The sequence below is a fragment of the Affinundibacterium baiyunense genome (genome assembly GCF_018139645.1).
GTDB classification, from domain to species: domain Bacteria; phylum Pseudomonadota; class Gammaproteobacteria; order Burkholderiales; family Burkholderiaceae_D; genus Undibacterium; species Undibacterium baiyunense.
In genome coordinates, this window is sequence record NZ_JAGSPM010000003.1 from 24,466 (window position 1) to 41,898 (window position 17,433).

The following is a 17,433-nucleotide window of genomic DNA, read 5'->3' on the forward strand; positions in this document are numbered from 1 at the left end:
GGCGGGAATCCAGCGTCTTTTAAAGCACCGCGAACGCCACTGGACTCCTGCCTGCGCAGGAGTGACAACAAAAAAATAGGGTAGGTGCAACTCGCGCCGCCAAGCCATCGAGCACCTGAGCAGCACGGCTTGCACCCGCCCTACGAACGAACAAGCCCCTTCTCCCGCAAGCGAGAGAGGGGGGAGTTAAAAAATGAAATCGAAAAAATATGGCGACTAAAAAAACCAATACCTTCTCAAGCAAACCTAAATCTTCTGGCAGTTTATTCGGTGTTTGGATGGGCTTAGCTGCCATTGTGATTTTGCTCGACCAAGTCACCAAGATCACGATAGAGAAAGCCTTTCATTACGCCGAGCTATATCCAGTAACATCCTTTTTCAATCTCACTTTGGTATACAACAAGGGCGCGGCATTTAGTTTTCTCGCTAATGAAGGCGGCTGGCAGCGTTATTTATTTACAGCGATTGGCGTAATCGCTTCCATCGTCATCACCGCGCTACTCAAAAAACACGCGACGCAAAAACTATTTTGCTGGTCACTCGCGCTCATCATGGGCGGCGCCATCGGTAATGTGATTGATCGTTTACTGTATGGTCATGTGATTGATTTCTTGGATTTCCATTACAAAGACACTTACCATTTCGCTGCGTTCAACTTAGCCGATAGCGCAATCTGTTTGGGCGCGGCTTTGTTTATTCTCGATGAATTACGCCGCGTAAAAAAATAAGGAAACAATCATGGCTTCCCGACTCGCTGGTAAAAAAATCGTCCTTGGCTTAACGGGTGGCGTAGCCTGTTATAAGGTTGCGGACCTTTGCCGCTCGCTAGGCAAACTCGGTGCAACGGTGCAAGTCGTCATGACGCAGAGTGCCACACAGTTCATCACGCCCGTGACCATGCAAGCCTTGTCGGGCAATACGGTGTACACCGATCAATGGGATGCGCGCATTGCCAACAACATGCCGCACATTGATCTGACACGCGATGCCGATGCCATTTTGATCGCGCCTTGCAGCACCAATTTTATCTACAAATTAGCGCATGGTGCCTGCGACGATTTATTGTCCACACTCTGCATCGCCCGCCCTGCTCACTTACCCTTATTCATCGCGCCTGCAATGAACGTAGAAATGTGGAGCAACCCAGCGACGCAACGCAATGTGGCACAAGTCAAACAAGACGACATACAAGTCTTCGGCCCCGCTACTGGTGAACAAGCCTGTGGTGAAGTCGGTATGGGCCGCATGTTAGAACCAGCGCAAATCTTGGCAGAGCTTGAAGCCGCGTTCCAAAGCAAAACGCTGGCGGGCAAACGCGTCTTAATCACCGCTGGCCCAACCTTTGAACCTATCGACCCCGTACGCGGCATCACCAATTTATCTTCCGGAAAAATGGGTTACGCCATCGCCCAAGCAGCATGGGAAGCGGGTGCGCACGTCACACTGGTCTCTGGCCCCACTGCCTTAGATGCCCCTTACGGCGTACAACGCCAACAAGTCCAAACCGCCCAGCAAATGCACGATGCGGTGATGGCGCAAGTCAACACGCAAGATATTTTCATCGCCGTAGCAGCGGTAGCCGATTGGCGCGTAGCGAATGCCAGCGATCAAAAAATCAAGAAGACCAGCGATAGCGACACGCCACAACTACAGTTCGTGCAAAACCCAGACATCCTCGCCAGCGTCGCCGCACTACCCAAAGCGCCCTACTGCGTTGGCTTTGCAGCAGAATCAGAAAACCTGCTCGAATACGGCGCCGCCAAACGTATCAAGAAAAATATTCCCCTCTTAGTCGGCAACATTGGTCATCACACTTTTGGTAAAGATGAGAATGAGTTGGTGTTGTTTGATGCGAAGGGCCATCAGGCTTTGGCTAAGGCGGATAAGCAGAGCTTGGCGAAGCAGTTGGTGAATGAGATTGCGAAACGGAGCAAATGCTAAATGCAGGGAGTATTCACGATACCAGATGCATGGAGTGGAGGTAGCATCGAGCTTTTGATTCTGATTCATGACTCATCAAAAAATATTAGGGTCAAGATTAGTAATGCACTATGGCAATTTCCGTTCATTGACGGGCCATACACAAGCAATCACATCGAACCAGAACTTCAAGTAAAGAAATCTGCGAATGACACAGAGGCGAGGTTCGGCATTGCTGAACTGAACGATGGAAAGAAATTTGCCTTCGGTACTTCAGTTATTGAGGACGAAGATGGCGTTTGGCTATATGCGGGAATACCAATGGGCTCGCTCGCACAATTCTTTCCAGTCGGCGGGTATCCTTTTGAGAGTTCAGATCACCAAACCTGGCAACCGCAAGTACATGAGTGGTTCGTATCACTAGCAAAACACTTGCACGAATCACTTCCATATGAACGAGGCGTTATTGGGTGGTTAACTTCTTCTGAGGTCGATGAGATAGATGATCAGATTATCCCCGATGAACGGTACAGCACATACCTCCTTTGGGGCAAGAACGGTTTAGAAATATTCGAAGTAAATACCAACAACTCACCCATGAAAATAAATTAAGCACTTGTTCTCTTATTTTCAGAACCAATTTCGACATCAATAAAAATTTCAAAATAATGAAAAACATAGACCTAAAAATCCTAGACCCACGCATGAAAGACCAACTCCCTGCCTACGGGACACCAGGTAGCGCTGGCCTTGATTTACGTGCATGTATAGACGAAGCGATCACTATCCAGCCTGGCGAAACGGTGTTAATTCCAACTGGCTTAGCGATCCATATCGGCGATCCAGCTTACGCCGCCATGATCTTGCCACGCAGCGGCATGGGTCACAAAAACGGCATCGTACTTGGCAACTTAGTGGGCTTAATTGATTCTGATTACCAAGGCCAGTTGATGATCTCCACATGGAACCGCGGACAAAACGCTTTCACGCTCAACCCCATGGAACGCCTAGCACAACTGATCATCGTGCCGGTGCTGCAGGTAGGTTTTAACATCGTAGAAGAGTTCGGCGAAAGTGAACGTGGCGAAGGTGGATTTGGTAGTACGGGTAAGCATTAATGAACTAAAGCCCTTCTCCCGCAAGCGGGAGAAGGGTTGGGATGAGGGTAGTTCAGCAAGCAGACATTTTGGTGGGCGGTAAGAAATGAGAGACAAGCCAAACAATCATTGCAGATTACAGAATCGCCCTCACCCCAACCCTCTCCCGCTTACGGGAGAGGGAGCTAAAACTGGTAGCTATGACTTCGTTACACCCGCCCTACGAGCTGCTTTACCGTCGCTCCCGCGAAGGAGGGAGTCCAGTGTCTCTCGTTAATCAAGCAAAGCCACTGGATTCCCGCTAAGAGCATGTGGGAATGACAGACATTACAGCAAACTGAATTTTCTTAAGTGCGCCAAACAATAAAGAAAATAAATTGAAGCAATAAGTTTTGGAAGTAAGTAACAATCAAAGCAACACCCAAGCCTCACTTAACAAAAACTGAGGCAAACCATCAACCAACAAAATTGGTTTTAACGGCGCAAACGGCTATCATATGCGCCACAAGAGATTTCTAAGGTGTTGACCAAACAGGTCAATTCCCAAATCTCGCTTAGAAATGGAGAAAACAAACATGGCAACTTTCAGCGTCAAAGACGTCCTCAACGGCAAAGCCCCAAGTGACACTAGCGTCACCGTTCAAGGTTGGGTACGTACCCGCCGCGATTCCAAAGCGGGCGTGTCTTTCTTGGCACTCACCGATGGCTCTTGCTTCGGCACTTTACAAATCGTGGTACCGAATACTTTGTCTAACTACGATGCCGAAGTCTTGCACTTAACTGCAGGCGCATCCTTTGCTGCAACAGGCAATATCGTGCCATCGCAAGGTGGCGGTCAAAGTTTTGAGATGCAGGCAGAAAGCGTGCAGGTATTTGGCTTGGTCGAAGACCCAGACACCTACCCTATTCAACCAAAACCGCACAGCATGGAATTCTTGCGCGAGAACGCTCACTTGCGCGCGCGTACTAACATCATGGGCGCAGTGGCACGTACACGTCACTCGATTGCACAAGCGATTCACCGCTTCTTCCATGAGCAAGACTTTTACTGGGTCAACACACCGATCTTGACCGCATCTGACTGCGAAGGCGCAGGCGAAATGTTCCGCGTATCCACCTTGGATATGATGAACTTCCCAAAAACACCAGAAGGCAAACCAGATTTCAGCAAAGACTTCTTCGGCAAAGAAACTTTCTTGACAGTCTCAGGTCAGTTGAACGTAGAAACCTATTGCATGGCATTGTCTAAGGTCTACACCTTCGGCCCAACCTTCCGCGCAGAAAACTCCAACACCAGCCGTCACTTGGCTGAGTTCTGGATGATAGAACCTGAAGTCGCTTTCGCAGACTTGGCACAAAATGCCGACCTCGCTGAAGCGATGTTGAAATATGTGTTCACCGCAGTATTGAACGAACGTGCAGACGATATGGCCTTCTTCGAAGAGCGCGTAGAAAAAGGCGTGATCGCGAAACTGCAAAACATCATCGCCAAACCATTCGTTCGCATGGACTACACCGAAGCAGTCAATATCTTGCAAAACTGTGGTCAAAAATTCGAATACCCAGTGTCATGGGGCACCGATCTGCAATCTGAACACGAACGCTACCTCGCTGAAAAACACGTCAACGGCCCAGTGGTTCTGCAAAACTATCCAAAAGACATCAAGTCTTTCTACATGCGCATGAACGACGACGGAAAAACAGTAGCAGCGATGGACATCTTAGCCCCAGGCATAGGCGAAATCATCGGCGGCTCACAACGTGAAGAACGCTTAGACGTATTAGACGCGCGCATGGAAGAAGTCGGCTTGGTAAAAGAACCGTACTACTGGTACCGCGACCTGCGCCGCTACGGCACAGTACCACACGCAGGTTTTGGTTTAGGTTTTGAACGTGCGGTGTCTTACATCACTGGTGTGGGTAATGTGCGGGATGTGATTCCGTTTCCGCGTACGCCGGGGAATGTGCGGTTCTAATTTTTGGGTTTGAGTTTGAATGAAAAAGGGCGACTTTTGGGTCGCCCTTTTTTGTTATTGGTGATCATTCGAATCAAGTGCCACTCAGGCTTGATGAAACTTCAAACAAATTGATCTTTTAAATAATCCGCGTTACAGTTCATTTTTGCAAATTAATGAACGCTAGGTTCATGTCATGAACAAAATCCCCGCGGAGGAACTTGATCTACTAACTTTCTTCGAATGTGAGCCTAAGCTCCGCGATGAAGACGTTCCTTGGGTATATAACGATGCAGCATACGAGTTTTCTCTCAACGAAATTTCCCTGTCCTGAGCCATCGCCCCTTCATACAAAGACGTTCGCCTGACTCTCAGGGAAAAGACTACCGTGCTCTATGAGCTAAATGCGATGAGTGTCGCGGATATCCGATACCATAAAGAAGGAAACACTGAAATTCTTGAAATTGAACTCAACAAGAAAGATAGACTATGGGTTCGTCTCAAGCCTGCTATCACCATCAAACAAGAGGCGAAAGAATGAACCTGACAAATCCAATATTCAGTCGCCCCAAAGCTCGCCGCATTGTTCCCCTCCGTGCTGCACGCTTCGGCGTCGATAATGCCCAAGGTTACGAATCATGACCGATCCGCGTCTATTGGAAATATGGGACATCGCTGAATCATGTACGGTGGGCACGGGTTTTGTGCCCACGTGGCGATGAAGCTGTGCCCACCCTACGCCCTATCCGATGAATTCGCAATAATTCCTCTAGACCTACACACCCGAAATCAAAAAAACCAAAAACTGATAAGGTGCAATCTTTTCGTAAGTCCTCATGTGAAATATCATGGAGACAAACCGTCAGAGGCACGGAAAAGTGCATGACTATTTTGCTATAGCCATTCCAATAAACTTACCTGCTCACGCAACAATAATTACCAATAACAAACTATTCAATAGCTGCGGGCTCATCCCTAACAATTCTGACAAATGACTACCATGCGTTCTCAAATAGACTTACTTGGACAAAGAATTGCCATCTTGATCGAGCGCCTGCGCAATATGGGCTACGTATTCGAAGACCCCACACAAGTATTTCCAGGGCCTGAAATTGAAACCGAAACTATCATCGAAAAGATTGAGCGTGAGGTTGGCGAAATTCCAGAAGCATTGAAACTTTTTTGGCGGCAGGTAGGAAGCGTCAATTTGACTGGTCACCATCCCTCTTGGACTGAGACTGAATTTTGCCCTGACCCACTGATCGTCTATCCAGCTTCCTATGCGCTCTACTACTTTGAAGACGAGCACGGAAACCATCTTGAGTATGACAAGCCGTTTCAAATCATTATTGCGCCAGACGAGCTGCACAAGGCCAATGTTAGCGGAGGAGCGCCATACTCGATAAGTATTCCTGCCGTGGCAAATGATCCTCCTCTCAACGCATCGCCTGTAACAGAGACGTTTTTGGAACACATTGATCGTTCGTTAAAGAGTGGCGGGTTTCCCGGCATAGAGGGCGATCAAAACCACAATTGGCCCATCGCTAAGCTACGTTGCTGATTACCTGCTTCATTTATCGTCAACAACCGTATCACGCAGGGACGGCAATTGATTGTCCCTTCAAGACATATGTTTTATCCGCCATTAGACATTTCACTAAGCTAAACTCCAAATTGGTTGAAGAGCATTATTGTTCACCGCCTAAGCTAAACAAGCACACTTTTGCCTCAACACTTGAATTAAGACGACAACTTACAATAAGCTAATGTTTACTCCTCATTTCCAACTTATGCAGTTGCAGTAGATAAGCATCATTTCAAAGAGGTTCTCAATGTTAAGAAACAATTTTTTTCTGCTGCTAGTATTCTTTGCCACTCCAACTTTCGCTCAAACCGATGAGCCTTTTAGCAAGTGGGTTCCTAATAATTGGAAACTCATCGACAGTGAGAAAGGAGACCTGAACCGCGACGGAATTGAGGACGTGGTACTTGTGATTGAAGAGAAAAATCCTGACAACTTCAAAGCAAATAGCGGATCTGGGCCATCGATACTGAATCTTAATCCGCGTCGTCTAATTGTTCTATTGGGATCGCAGAATGGGTTCAAAGAACTTATACGCCGAGACGCATTGCTACCAAGCGAGCATGTTGAAGATATGGGATGTTTGGGAGATCCCTTAGCGAACGGAGGTATCGCAATTGAGCGAGGTAATCTCACCATTAATTTGCAAGACTGGCGAAGCTGCGGTAGCTATGGCGTGGTCGATGAAAAATTCACTTTTCGCCTGCAGGGAACGCGATTTCAATTGATAGGCTATGATCGTTCCGAGTCTTCTCGAAGCACTGGCGAAAGATCCGAATACAGCACCAATTATCTGAATGGAAAAATCAAAATAAGCACCGGGTTAAATGACTTTAGCAATGTCAAGGCCAAGGTAACTTGGAAAAAACGTCAATCCAGCCGAGCTTTCTTCTTAGATGACATCACTCTCCAGTGCGACACGGCTGATCCCGCACAAAAAAATAATTGGTGCCAATGAGGCCAATTTGGGGCAGCCATTTAAGTTCACTACACTTTTTGTACTTATGCTGATTGCTTGCGCACACCGAATTAAACCTTGTCTTGCTTTTTTATTTTTTCAATCTTTTTCAACCGTCATGCGTGGGCACGATGAAGCTGTGTCCACACTACGAATCACTCAATGGAGTCGCCACAATTTCACTAACACGGCAATCTATGTTGGGGAACGAAATTAGGGGAAGTTCACTTCAATAAAGGCTGCGAAAACATGTTTACGCGTGCTTCGTCAAAATACCTATCCACCTACATTTCGGTCCGCCATAAGATCTTCATTGAGAAAGATTAAAAGTGATATCTGAAATATTTCCTGCCAAATCTTGAACACCAATGACCGTGATTTTTTCTGCATAAAAGAAATTATCACTTGCACCCGACCTTAATGTGAGTTCATTTCCTGCGGCATTCCAACTCAACAAGCTACTGTCAACTTTGAACACATCTTTATTCAATTCTATATTATTTGAATTAATAAAAGATAATTGAGTTAGTTTGTTTATCGATTCAGAAAATTTGAACACCACTTCTCGATTAAATGGATTCGTGGATGTTGGGACATACCGAGATTTAATCGATATCTCTTTTGCAGTTGGTGGCGTGATATCTCCCATTAAACTACTAGCCGAATCGTTAAATATCATAAGTGACTGAAGATTCTTTGAGACCGAATTTCCCGCAGCGTCAAAAAGCGTGACTTCTGCTTTGCCTTGACCTATTGCGACTGCTAATTTGTCAGCATTGGCTTTAGTTAAATTAAAATCGAGAAGCCCGTCGGAACTACTAATGTAATTGTCTTGAGCCAACAACTGATTATCGATAGAAAGAATTGCCTTACCGCCGGTGCTCTGCATTGCAGTTATTTGCAGCTCAACATTTTTTGTACCATTAGCACCGTCAGAAATAAAAAGCTTCCTAGGGGCATCTGGTGCCTTAAAATCTTGCTTAATAGTGTATTGAGTATGAACGCCATTCAACTCACCTTTGGCGTTATATACCCAAACACTAAATTTGGAATCTTTATTGAGAATAGAATTCAGATTGGCAGAACTGAGTGAAAAATTAACACTAGTATCTGAACTAGCAATTTGATCATCTACTGCGATAGCTTTGGAGTCGAAATTAAAATGCAATTCGGCTCGCCCACCTGCATAATCACTGCCACTAATTTTTGCGCTTGCAACAAGGCCAGTATTACTTGCATTAAATGTCTGATATACGACATTTCCACCAACAGCTTGAACTTGAATATCGGTGATAGCAGAAGGACCGACATAGGTAGAACCATAACTACTTTTTGACCAAACATTTCGCAAATCTCCAGTTGTTTGTAAAGTATTGCCATTGCTATCTATATACGCAACTTTAAAACCATTCATACCAAATGCATCTCGCATCTGAAGATCGAAATTGAATTCGACGGTATTACTTTTTCCCTCAACTAGATAGCCGTCTGCCAGATAATTCGACCCCAATAACAACTTAATTTTTGACGTATTGCTAGGAATATTGGACGTAGCAACTTGAATTTTAAAAATCTCTCTATCCGGCTGCTGATAACTAAAAGTGAGACTAGACGGTGTGATTTTCCCAAAAAGCTCCAAGTAATTTACTGTTGCCAAGTTAATCTCATTTTTGGTATTGACCATAACAAATGGTCGAACAGCAGTATCCACCATTTGATTATTCGCGTTATAAAGTTTAACGCTCAAAAAGTCACTCTTAGGAAAATACTCAGAAAGCTTTATGCCATCATTTCCCAATATAGAATCAACAGAGTAGTCACCTTTTTTAATTTCACTATCCGTGGCAATTAACTTACCTCCAAAGTAAAACTCGGCACGCCCCCCCACTGCAACATTGGTAGAAATGCCTGCACTTAGCGTTGCCAGTAAATCCCGGGTATCGATTAATTGAGATTGAGATTGTCCACTGAAACTACCTTTCACATAAACGACAATTATGTCGCTGGCTACAAGTCCTGTTCCTGTTCCTGTTCCTGTTCCTGTGCCTGTGCCTGTTCCTGTGCCTGTTCCTGTTCCTGTTCCTGTGCCTGTTCCTGTGCCTGTGCCTGTTCCTGTTCCTGTTCCTGTTCCTGTTCCTGTGCCTGTGCCTGTGCCTGTTCCTGTGCCTGTTCCTGTGCCTGTTCCTGTGCCTGTGCCTGTTCCTGTTCCTGTTCCTGTTCCTGTTCCTGTTCCTGTGCCTGTGCCTGTGCCTGTGCCTGTTCCTGTGCCTGTTCCTGTGCCTGTTCCTGTGCCTGTGCCTGTTCCTGTTCCTGTTCCTGTTCCTGTTCCTGTTCCTGTGCCTGTGCCTGTTCCTGTGCCTGTTCCTGTGCCTGTTCCTGTTCCGTTAGGGGCACTGTCTTTAACAACCAAATTAATTGTAGATTCCCCTGCAATTGCGTTTTGATTCAAATCATTAACGCTCACACTCAAAGTCCCACCTTGAGACACAACTTGTTTAAGCTCGTTAAAACTCGACTTTTGAACTAGAAAATCCACTGTCTGATCAGTAGACAAAATAATCTCATCACTCGCAATCACATTGCCATTTAATTTTAAAAATGCCTTGCCGTTGAAATAGTCTAAAGCATCAATCTTCGCACTGACTCTAAAACCAGTATTGCTTGAGTTAAGGGTATTATTTTCTACACTTCCCCCAATTGCGGTAAATTGTAAATTAGTGGCTGGTTTACCCTGCGGGTAATTAAAATTGAGTATTCCTAAATCATTAATGCCTTTATGAGAAACCTTATTGCCAGCTTGATCATAAAGCGCAATTTCTATGTTAAAACTCTCCAAGTAAAATGCCTGATAAAACTCTTTTCCTTCTTTATAACCCATATTAAATTCAATCAAGTCATCATTCGATAAAATGATCGAATCTCGTGCTAGCTCTTTTCCATGGACAACAATCACAGCATACCCACCTGAACTCTCAAAAGGTTTAATACCTACTTTTAATTTTGACGTGTAGTAATCTAGACCTACGGGTGACGCAGTCGTCCAGCTCGTAGTTAAACTAAAGTCGCGTGGTTTTGTTGGCGGTGTAGTATCTAAGTTAAAAGAGAGCGTGGGGGAGGTGTCACGGACAATTCCATTAGCACTAGTTACTTTTATCGAGATGATTTGATTGCCATCCACACCCCAATTCAAATTAGGTGGAACCAAAATAGTTAATTTACCGAGTGCGATATCTGCAGCACTAATAACATGAACGTTAATACCCGAAATTGGTGCCGAATTTCTCAGTAATTGAAGAGAGTCCCCTAGTTTGGCACCATCTGCTAAAGAAACCTCAATTGGAAAGCCTTGTTTCACCTCATCAGAGTTAATTCCGGAGGCCGCTGCAAGAATCTTTATCGCTTGTATTGCAGCTCCTGCGCTGGAACCTGGAGTAGTCGATCCACCTCCAGTCAATGATGGAATAAATTGAAAAATTGAACTTGGATCCGCATTTACGTTCGACAACACTTGCCTGACTATCGCAAAAGCTTCAGCATTTTTATAGTTATCCGCGAAAGAATTAAGCACCAAGTTATTAGTGAAGTTCTCAGAAAATTTTAACTTGTTAGAGATAATTTTAAAATCATCGGTACCCTGCAGTGCACCATTTAGTATGGATAATGCAGCACCACCCAAATCAACTTTTCTCTTCTCAATTTGTCCAACCCAATAATTAAGACCGTCAGAATCAGGTGACCTATTAAACAAGTTTTTATATAATGTGCTAACGACATCTGTTAGTGACTTATCTTTATACTCTTTCTTATACTCAGCTTGCTCACTAAAACTTTGCGCTATTTGCGCAAAAGTTAACGCCCCACTTTCCAATTGTCCAATCCAATACTTCAGCCCCGCTACATCAGCTGGCCGATTAAAATAAGCGATATAGATTTTTTGCAAAATTTCAGAAGACAAGCTCATGCGCTACCTTTACATTCAAGTATGAATTATTTTCACAAATATAAATATTAAAAATAAAAATGTATTTCTATGACTTTGTCATTATACCGTTATCACTTAAAAAATATGAAAGCTTGAATGAAAAGAGGGCTAAGGACAACTGATGAAATTAAACAATTTTATTTTTTCACTTAGTCTGATCCAGGCCAATTTTCCTGATAAGACGTTTTAAGTCTTTGATTAACAATCCGATATAAACTTGATACGGACAAATTAAATCAACAGCGCAAAAAAATAACAAACGAACCTGAATAGAGCAATCACTTCCAACCAACTCTCACGATGCAAACAATCTATCAAGCCAGCAATATTATCGAAGCCCACATGGTAAAAAATATGCTGGAGCAACATGAAATAAACGCTTTTATTGAAGGCGAATTTTTACAAGGTGGCGTTGGAGACTTGCCCGCTCATAATCTCGTAAGAATACTTGTAGCTGAATCCGACTTCGCCAATGCGAAACATATCATTGATGAGTGGAATCAATCCCAAGAAACCTATGTGTCATCAAATCTCATCCCAACTCGAACTCGAAAGAGCTCGCTTGGTTTGATTTTTTTGGGTCTACTACTAGGCTTAGTATTGGCATACGCATTCTCAAGGACACCATATGATAGAAGTGGCTATGACTATAACTATGATGGCCGCTTAGACGATCAATGGACATACAGTCCCAGCGGAGTAGCGCTCCTCAATGAAGTTGATCGAAATCTCGATGGAAAATTAGATCTTGTCTTTCATTTCGACAAAAATGGACTGATTGAAAGGGCGGAGTTCGATGACAACTTTGACGGAACATTTGAGTCAACTGCGAGCTACGAAAATGGCAATATCACTCAAATGAAAACCGATACCGATGGAGATCACTTCAGTGATTTCATCACTAATTTCAAATTCGGCGTTGCTACTTCCATTGAATACATCAATGTCTATTCAGGCTACGCCAAAAAAATCTGTTCAATTCATCTCGGGAAAGTCAAGGTATGTGAAATCGATACAAATCTCGATAGAGTTATGGATAAAAAAGAGACCTATGACGAAAACGGTGAAATCAACCTACGTTAAATCAATGTAGCCAAATCAAGTGGGGAAAACACAATCTTTGCGAACTGACGAACCGCTTGAGATAAAGACTAAAACTTCACACTCATTTTATCTTTTTCACCGTTTCCAACCGACACACGTAAGCCCAATAAAGCTGCGTTCAACCTACGAAATATCAGAAGAATTCGCAATAATTTTGCTAACACGGCAATCTATGTTTGGAAATACAATTTTACGCATATCAATTACGCATACAAAATTTTGCTAAACTTTATCCACGTTAGATAGATTGAAATGACCAAGAGAGATATCAATGAGTTTTGAAGCTATGTTAGTACAAGCCGAGCAATCTTCGCTCGTGCAGATGGAACCAGGTTGGGGGCAAGGTCGCGCTATTTTTGGTGGCATTTTGGCGGCTCTCGCTGTCGCGCATATGCAAGCGCGCTTGACGGGCGAAGCCAAGTTGCGCGCACTGACGATTTCGTTTGTTGCGCCTGTTGAAGTGGGTGAAGTGGAATTTAAAGCTGAGATACTGCGCGCTGGAAAATCGGTCACGCAAATGCAATGCCATTTACTGCAACAAGGTAAAGTCGTCTTAAGCGCGCTCGCTAGTTTTGGTGTGGCACGTAGTTCGCAAGTGGTCGTCACGAGTGAGACTGCGCCCGATTTTGGTGACATCAAAGATGGCTTATCCTTTCCTTATCTCGAAGGAGTCATCCCCGAATTTACCCGCAAGATTGACTTTCGGTATACCGATTGTGATTTGCCGTTTAGTGCGTCATCCAAGTCACATATCAATGGCTGGATGCGCTGGAACGATAGCGCTGAGGTGAGTGCTAACCGTGCGCCACTGTTGAGTTTAATTGCACTGATCGACGCTTGGCCACCAGCGATTCTACAAATGCTAGACCGCCCAAATCCTGCCAGTAGCTTGACTTGGACTTTAGAGTTTCCGAACATAGACAAGGCGACCTTGTCGCAACAAGCAAATCCATGGTGGCAATATCGTGCACACACAGATGCCGCGCGCAATGGCTATGGCCACATCGCAGCTGAAGTCTGGAATGAGTATGGTCAACTCGTAGCAATTAGCCGCCAGACAGTGACTGTGTTTGCTTGAGGTATTTTCTTTATGTGTTGACTTGAAGCGATGCTAGTAAACACGGTAAGACGTAATTAATCCCTCATTTGTCTGTAAACTGCGAGACGTAATCTTGCCTTAGGATGCAAATCTCCAAAACAACATCGCGTCATCCAGTGTTCGCTCGTGGCGAACAATTCTTTTCTTTGCTTATTTGTTGCAGAAATTAAGTTGGGTTTCTGTTTTTGCAGAGGATGACCGAATGGCGTCATTCCCCTGCGAGCTATTGCTCCCCCCTTCATACTATTAATCACAATCATTGATCATACTCATCCATTTTGGCCAAGTTCAAAGCTACTCTTGCTGAGCGATGATTTGCATAAATTAAAATTTATTCTGATAAAATTACTCCACTAAAAAGCGAGCAATTGGTATGGGTAAAAATACAAATTCGATGTATCTTTCAAATCGCCCTATTCAATTTTTTCAAATCAAGTGATTGGAGTAATCCATGTTCAAGAAATTAGTTTTCATTATTTCACTGGCACTCAGTTTTCCTTCGTTGGCGCAGCAGGAGAGCGCCACTATGAGCCAAGCGAAACGTCTGTTAAATCAAAAATCGTATGCCGAAGCAGTCAAGGTTTTTGAAGCGATATTTGCAAAGAAAGATGCAAATCGTGGCGAATACTATGATGCAGCCTGCGCTGCGGCACTTGCAGGTCAACATGATCTCGCATTCACTTGGCTGAATAAATCGATCGATAAAAATTGGTGGAATATCGACCACTTGAAGGCAGATACCGATCTGCAATCTTTACATGATCGTCCTGAGTGGCCAATCATGCTTGATAAGCTACAAGCCAAGCTAGCTGCACGTGAGAAAAATTATGATCACGCGCTCAAAAAAGAGCTAGAAGACATCTTTATCGCAGATCAAAAACTGCGAACTGGCATAGACGCAATCATCAAACAATATGGTGAGAAATCTGAGCAAGTCAAAGCAACTTGGGACGAAATCGAGCGACTTGATGCGGCCAACTTGAAACGTGTCACCCAGATTTTAGATAGCAAGGGCTGGCTAGGCCCCGAACAAGTAGGCGAAAGAGCCAGCTCTACTTTATTCTTAGTCGTTCAACACGCGAATAAAGCAGTATGGGAAAAGTATCTTCCTATGATGCGTAAAGCAGTCCAAGAGAAAAAGGCCAGCGCATCCAGTTTAGCTTTGCTCGAAGATCGTTATCTTGCCTTCGGTTTAGGCAAGAAGCAGCTATATGGCAGCCAATTACAAACAGTCGACGGCGTAACCAAGTTGATGCCAGTTGAAGACCCCGATCGACTCGATGAGCGTCGCGCCTCAGTTGGACTTGGACCCATCGCTGACTATCTGCAGAATTGGAACCTCACTTGGGATCTAGAAAGTTACAAAAAATCACTAGCTGAAGACGAGGCTCGCAAGGCAGCAAAAAAATGAACTTGCTAGACAAATAGAATTAGCCGAAGACTTATCATGCCGTATGACATGTGCCCATGATGAGCAATTATTTTTTGCGTCGTTTGATCACAAAAGAAACTCTTGTTGATCAAACGACTATCGAACAGCGTAATACACAGGTAGCTGATGTGCTAATGAATAGACATCAGAAATTTCACAGCAACGCAAATCTAGATTCTTGTATGAGTTTATTCAGAACGCACATTCCAGCTCTGCTCTTTTTCTAGGCTTAGTTTAGATTGCTCTGATTAGTTTTCGTCCAAGTGCAATTTGTCGAAATCAACTTAAATTTACATTTTGAATCCACTTGCGCAGATAATGTAAATTCTATTAATCAGCCACGCGCGTCGTATGCACACTACCAATCACGACATTGTTTCGACCATTGACCAAGTTTATCGGCAATCGTCGCGGCAGATTTTTGCAAGCTTGGTGCGCTTACTCGGTGATTTTGATTTGGCGGAAGAAGCACTACATGAGGCGTTTAGAGTGGCTGTCGAGAAATGGCCAATACAGGGTATTCCTTCCAACCCACACGCATGGTTGATCTCTGCGGGACGCTTCAAGGCGATTGACGGTATTCGGCGCAATCAACGTTTTACCGCATGGGATGACGCACTAGAGCAAGCGGAAAGCATTGCGGACGAGACACCCTCTTGGGATGAGTTACAAGAACAAATCATGCTTGAAGACGATAGGCTACGTTTAGTATTTACTTGTTGTCATCCTAGTCTGGCATTTGATGCGCAAGTCGCACTGACACTACGTGAAGTTTGCGGCTTGACTACCGAAGAAATTGCCAGTGCGTTCTTGCTACCCACACCAACTTTGGCACAACGTATTGTGCGTGCCAAGAGCAAAATTCGCGATGCGCGCATTCCCTACCAAGTACCAGATGCAACGGAACTCCCTGCGCGACTAGCTAGTGTCTTGCGTGTAATTTATTTGGTTTTTAACGAGGGCTACTCTGCCTCAAGTGGAGATACGCTAACCCGCTATGACCTGTCGAACGAAGCGATTCGCTTAGCGCGTTTGCTACGTCAATTACTGCCTGAGCAAGCAGAAATTATGGGGCTATTGGCACTCATGTTGTTACATGAATCACGCCGCGTGGCGCGTATCAATATGCAAGATGATTTAGTTCCGCTCGATGAACAAGATCGTAGTTTATGGGACGCCGCATTGATTACAGAAGGATGTGCCTTGGCTGAACAAGCACTACGCACAAAGAAATTCGGCGCTTACAGCTTACAAGCCGCAATCTCTGCTGTGCACGCGGAAGCACCAACAAGTGCTGACACCGATTGGGCTCAAATCGTCGGTTTGTACGACGCTCTATTTCGCCTGGAGCCCAGTTCTATCGTTGCACTCAATCGCGCAGTGGCTGTTGCAATGCACGATAGTCCGGCGAGCGGTCTAGCTTTAGTGAACCAACTTTTAGAAGAAGAATCTCTGCAAAAATATCACTTAGCCTACGCCGCGCAGGCAGACTTGTATCGCCGTTTGGCTCGCTACCAAGAAGCAAAATGCGCTTACGAACATGCGCTCGCCTTAACTAAGCAAGGTGCTGAGCAGCGTTTTTTACAGAAACGCATCGCCGAAATGAATCGCTTAATAAGCGAAATTTCGGGCTAGCCTAGAGTCAAAGAAAGGAAATCAATAAGTTTTGCTAGCCAGTGCGCAAATAATTCAAAATATTTTTGAGCTAGTGTCGATTTGAAGTTTTGCCGTTCGACTAGTAGTAGATTGGGAACAAATTAAACTACAAAGTATTGCTTTCACATCACGAGCTTTGCTTTTTTCCCAAGCAAATTAACATCAATAATCAACAATTCAACAAAAAGGAGATATCTCGATGACAACTGGTACTGTTCAACTTCACCGCGTTCTCAAAGCAAACCCTGACAAGGTTTATCGTGCGTTTTTAGATCAAGCCGCTATGGCAAAATGGGTTGCTCCATATGGCTTCACTTGCACTGTCCATCACATGGATGCCAAGGTGGGTGGCACTTTCCGCATGTCGTTCGAAAATTTTTCAACCGGCCATTCACATGCGTTCGGTGGTGAATATCTAGAATTAATCCCAGGGAAATTACTGCGTTATACCGACAAATTTGAAGACCCGAATCTGCCAGGAGAATTACTCGTGGAGGTATCGCTCAAAGCGGTCGCTTGCGGCACCGAATTAAATATCACTCAGAGCGGCATTCCCGAAATGATTCCCGTAGAGATGTGTTACTTGGGGTGGCAAGAATCATTAGAACAATTGGCGAAGTTGGTAGAGCCAGAAATCGCTGGATAAAT

14 protein-coding genes are annotated in these 17,433 nt (G+C 44.5%); 13 read left to right on the forward strand and 1 reads right to left on the reverse strand.

The window, feature by feature from the left end; translation table 11 throughout:
* Window positions 1-209: 209 nt before the first annotated feature.
* From lspA to KDM92_RS05745, 8 genes are all read left to right on the forward strand, one after another.
* Window positions 210-728 (forward strand): signal peptidase II, encoded by a 519-nt coding sequence (gene lspA, locus KDM92_RS05710; protein WP_212683445.1) that lies wholly within the window; start codon window positions 210-212, stop codon window positions 726-728.
* Between the two features lie 10 nt (window positions 729-738).
* Window positions 739-1,941: a bifunctional phosphopantothenoylcysteine decarboxylase/phosphopantothenate--cysteine ligase CoaBC gene (gene coaBC / locus KDM92_RS05715; RefSeq protein WP_212683446.1), complete on the forward strand. Its 1,203-nt coding sequence runs from the start codon at window positions 739-741 to the stop codon at window positions 1,939-1,941.
* Window positions 1,942-2,532, forward strand: coding sequence for a hypothetical protein (locus KDM92_RS05720; RefSeq protein ID WP_212683447.1), 591 nt, complete (start codon window positions 1,942-1,944; stop codon window positions 2,530-2,532).
* 56 nt (window positions 2,533-2,588) lie between these two features.
* A complete protein-coding gene (dut, locus tag KDM92_RS05725; RefSeq protein WP_212674323.1) occupies window positions 2,589-3,038 on the forward strand; it encodes a dUTP diphosphatase in 450 nt (149 codons plus the stop codon).
* 554 nt (window positions 3,039-3,592) lie between these two features.
* Entirely contained in the window at window positions 3,593-4,993 is a 1,401-nt protein-coding gene (gene asnS / locus KDM92_RS05730; RefSeq protein WP_212683448.1) for an asparagine--tRNA ligase, read from the forward strand.
* A gap of 175 nt (window positions 4,994-5,168) precedes the next feature.
* Window positions 5,169-5,306 carry a hypothetical protein gene (locus tag KDM92_RS05735; RefSeq protein WP_212683449.1) on the forward strand — a complete coding sequence of 46 codons (138 nt, stop codon included), beginning with the start codon at window positions 5,169-5,171 and terminating at the stop codon, window positions 5,304-5,306.
* 657 nt (window positions 5,307-5,963) lie between these two features.
* Window positions 5,964-6,533 (forward strand): hypothetical protein, encoded by a 570-nt coding sequence (locus KDM92_RS05740; RefSeq protein ID WP_212683450.1) that lies wholly within the window; start codon window positions 5,964-5,966, stop codon window positions 6,531-6,533.
* A gap of 271 nt (window positions 6,534-6,804) precedes the next feature.
* On the forward strand, window positions 6,805-7,512 hold the full coding sequence (locus KDM92_RS05745) for a hypothetical protein (protein WP_212683451.1): 708 nt from the start codon (window positions 6,805-6,807) through the stop codon (window positions 7,510-7,512).
* A 310-nt stretch (window positions 7,513-7,822) separates the two neighbouring features.
* Here KDM92_RS05745 and KDM92_RS05750 read toward each other — a convergent pair whose 3' ends face one another.
* On the reverse strand, window positions 7,823-11,473 hold the full coding sequence (locus KDM92_RS05750) for a DUF4214 domain-containing protein (RefSeq protein WP_212683452.1): 3,651 nt from the start codon (window positions 11,471-11,473) through the stop codon (window positions 7,823-7,825).
* A gap of 321 nt (window positions 11,474-11,794) precedes the next feature.
* Between KDM92_RS05750 and KDM92_RS05755 the strand changes: the two genes are divergently transcribed.
* The 5 genes from KDM92_RS05755 (at window position 11,795) to KDM92_RS05775 (ending at window position 17,431) form a co-directional block, all read left to right on the forward strand.
* Window positions 11,795-12,577, forward strand: a complete 783-nt coding sequence (locus tag KDM92_RS05755; protein ID WP_212683453.1) for a putative signal transducing protein — start codon at window positions 11,795-11,797, stop codon at window positions 12,575-12,577.
* A 292-nt stretch (window positions 12,578-12,869) separates the two neighbouring features.
* Window positions 12,870-13,676 (forward strand): acyl-CoA thioesterase, encoded by an 807-nt coding sequence (locus KDM92_RS05760; RefSeq protein ID WP_212683454.1) that lies wholly within the window; start codon window positions 12,870-12,872, stop codon window positions 13,674-13,676.
* 472 nt (window positions 13,677-14,148) lie between these two features.
* Window positions 14,149-15,108, forward strand: a complete 960-nt coding sequence (locus tag KDM92_RS05765) for a DUF6624 domain-containing protein (protein ID WP_212683455.1) — start codon at window positions 14,149-14,151, stop codon at window positions 15,106-15,108.
* Between the two features lie 372 nt (window positions 15,109-15,480).
* Window positions 15,481-16,764: an RNA polymerase sigma factor gene (locus KDM92_RS05770; protein WP_212683456.1), complete on the forward strand. Its 1,284-nt coding sequence runs from the start codon at window positions 15,481-15,483 to the stop codon at window positions 16,762-16,764.
* Between the two features lie 220 nt (window positions 16,765-16,984).
* Window positions 16,985-17,431 carry an SRPBCC family protein gene (locus KDM92_RS05775; RefSeq protein ID WP_212683457.1) on the forward strand — a complete coding sequence of 149 codons (447 nt, stop codon included), beginning with the start codon at window positions 16,985-16,987 and terminating at the stop codon, window positions 17,429-17,431.
* Window positions 17,432-17,433: the final 2 nt, after the last annotated feature.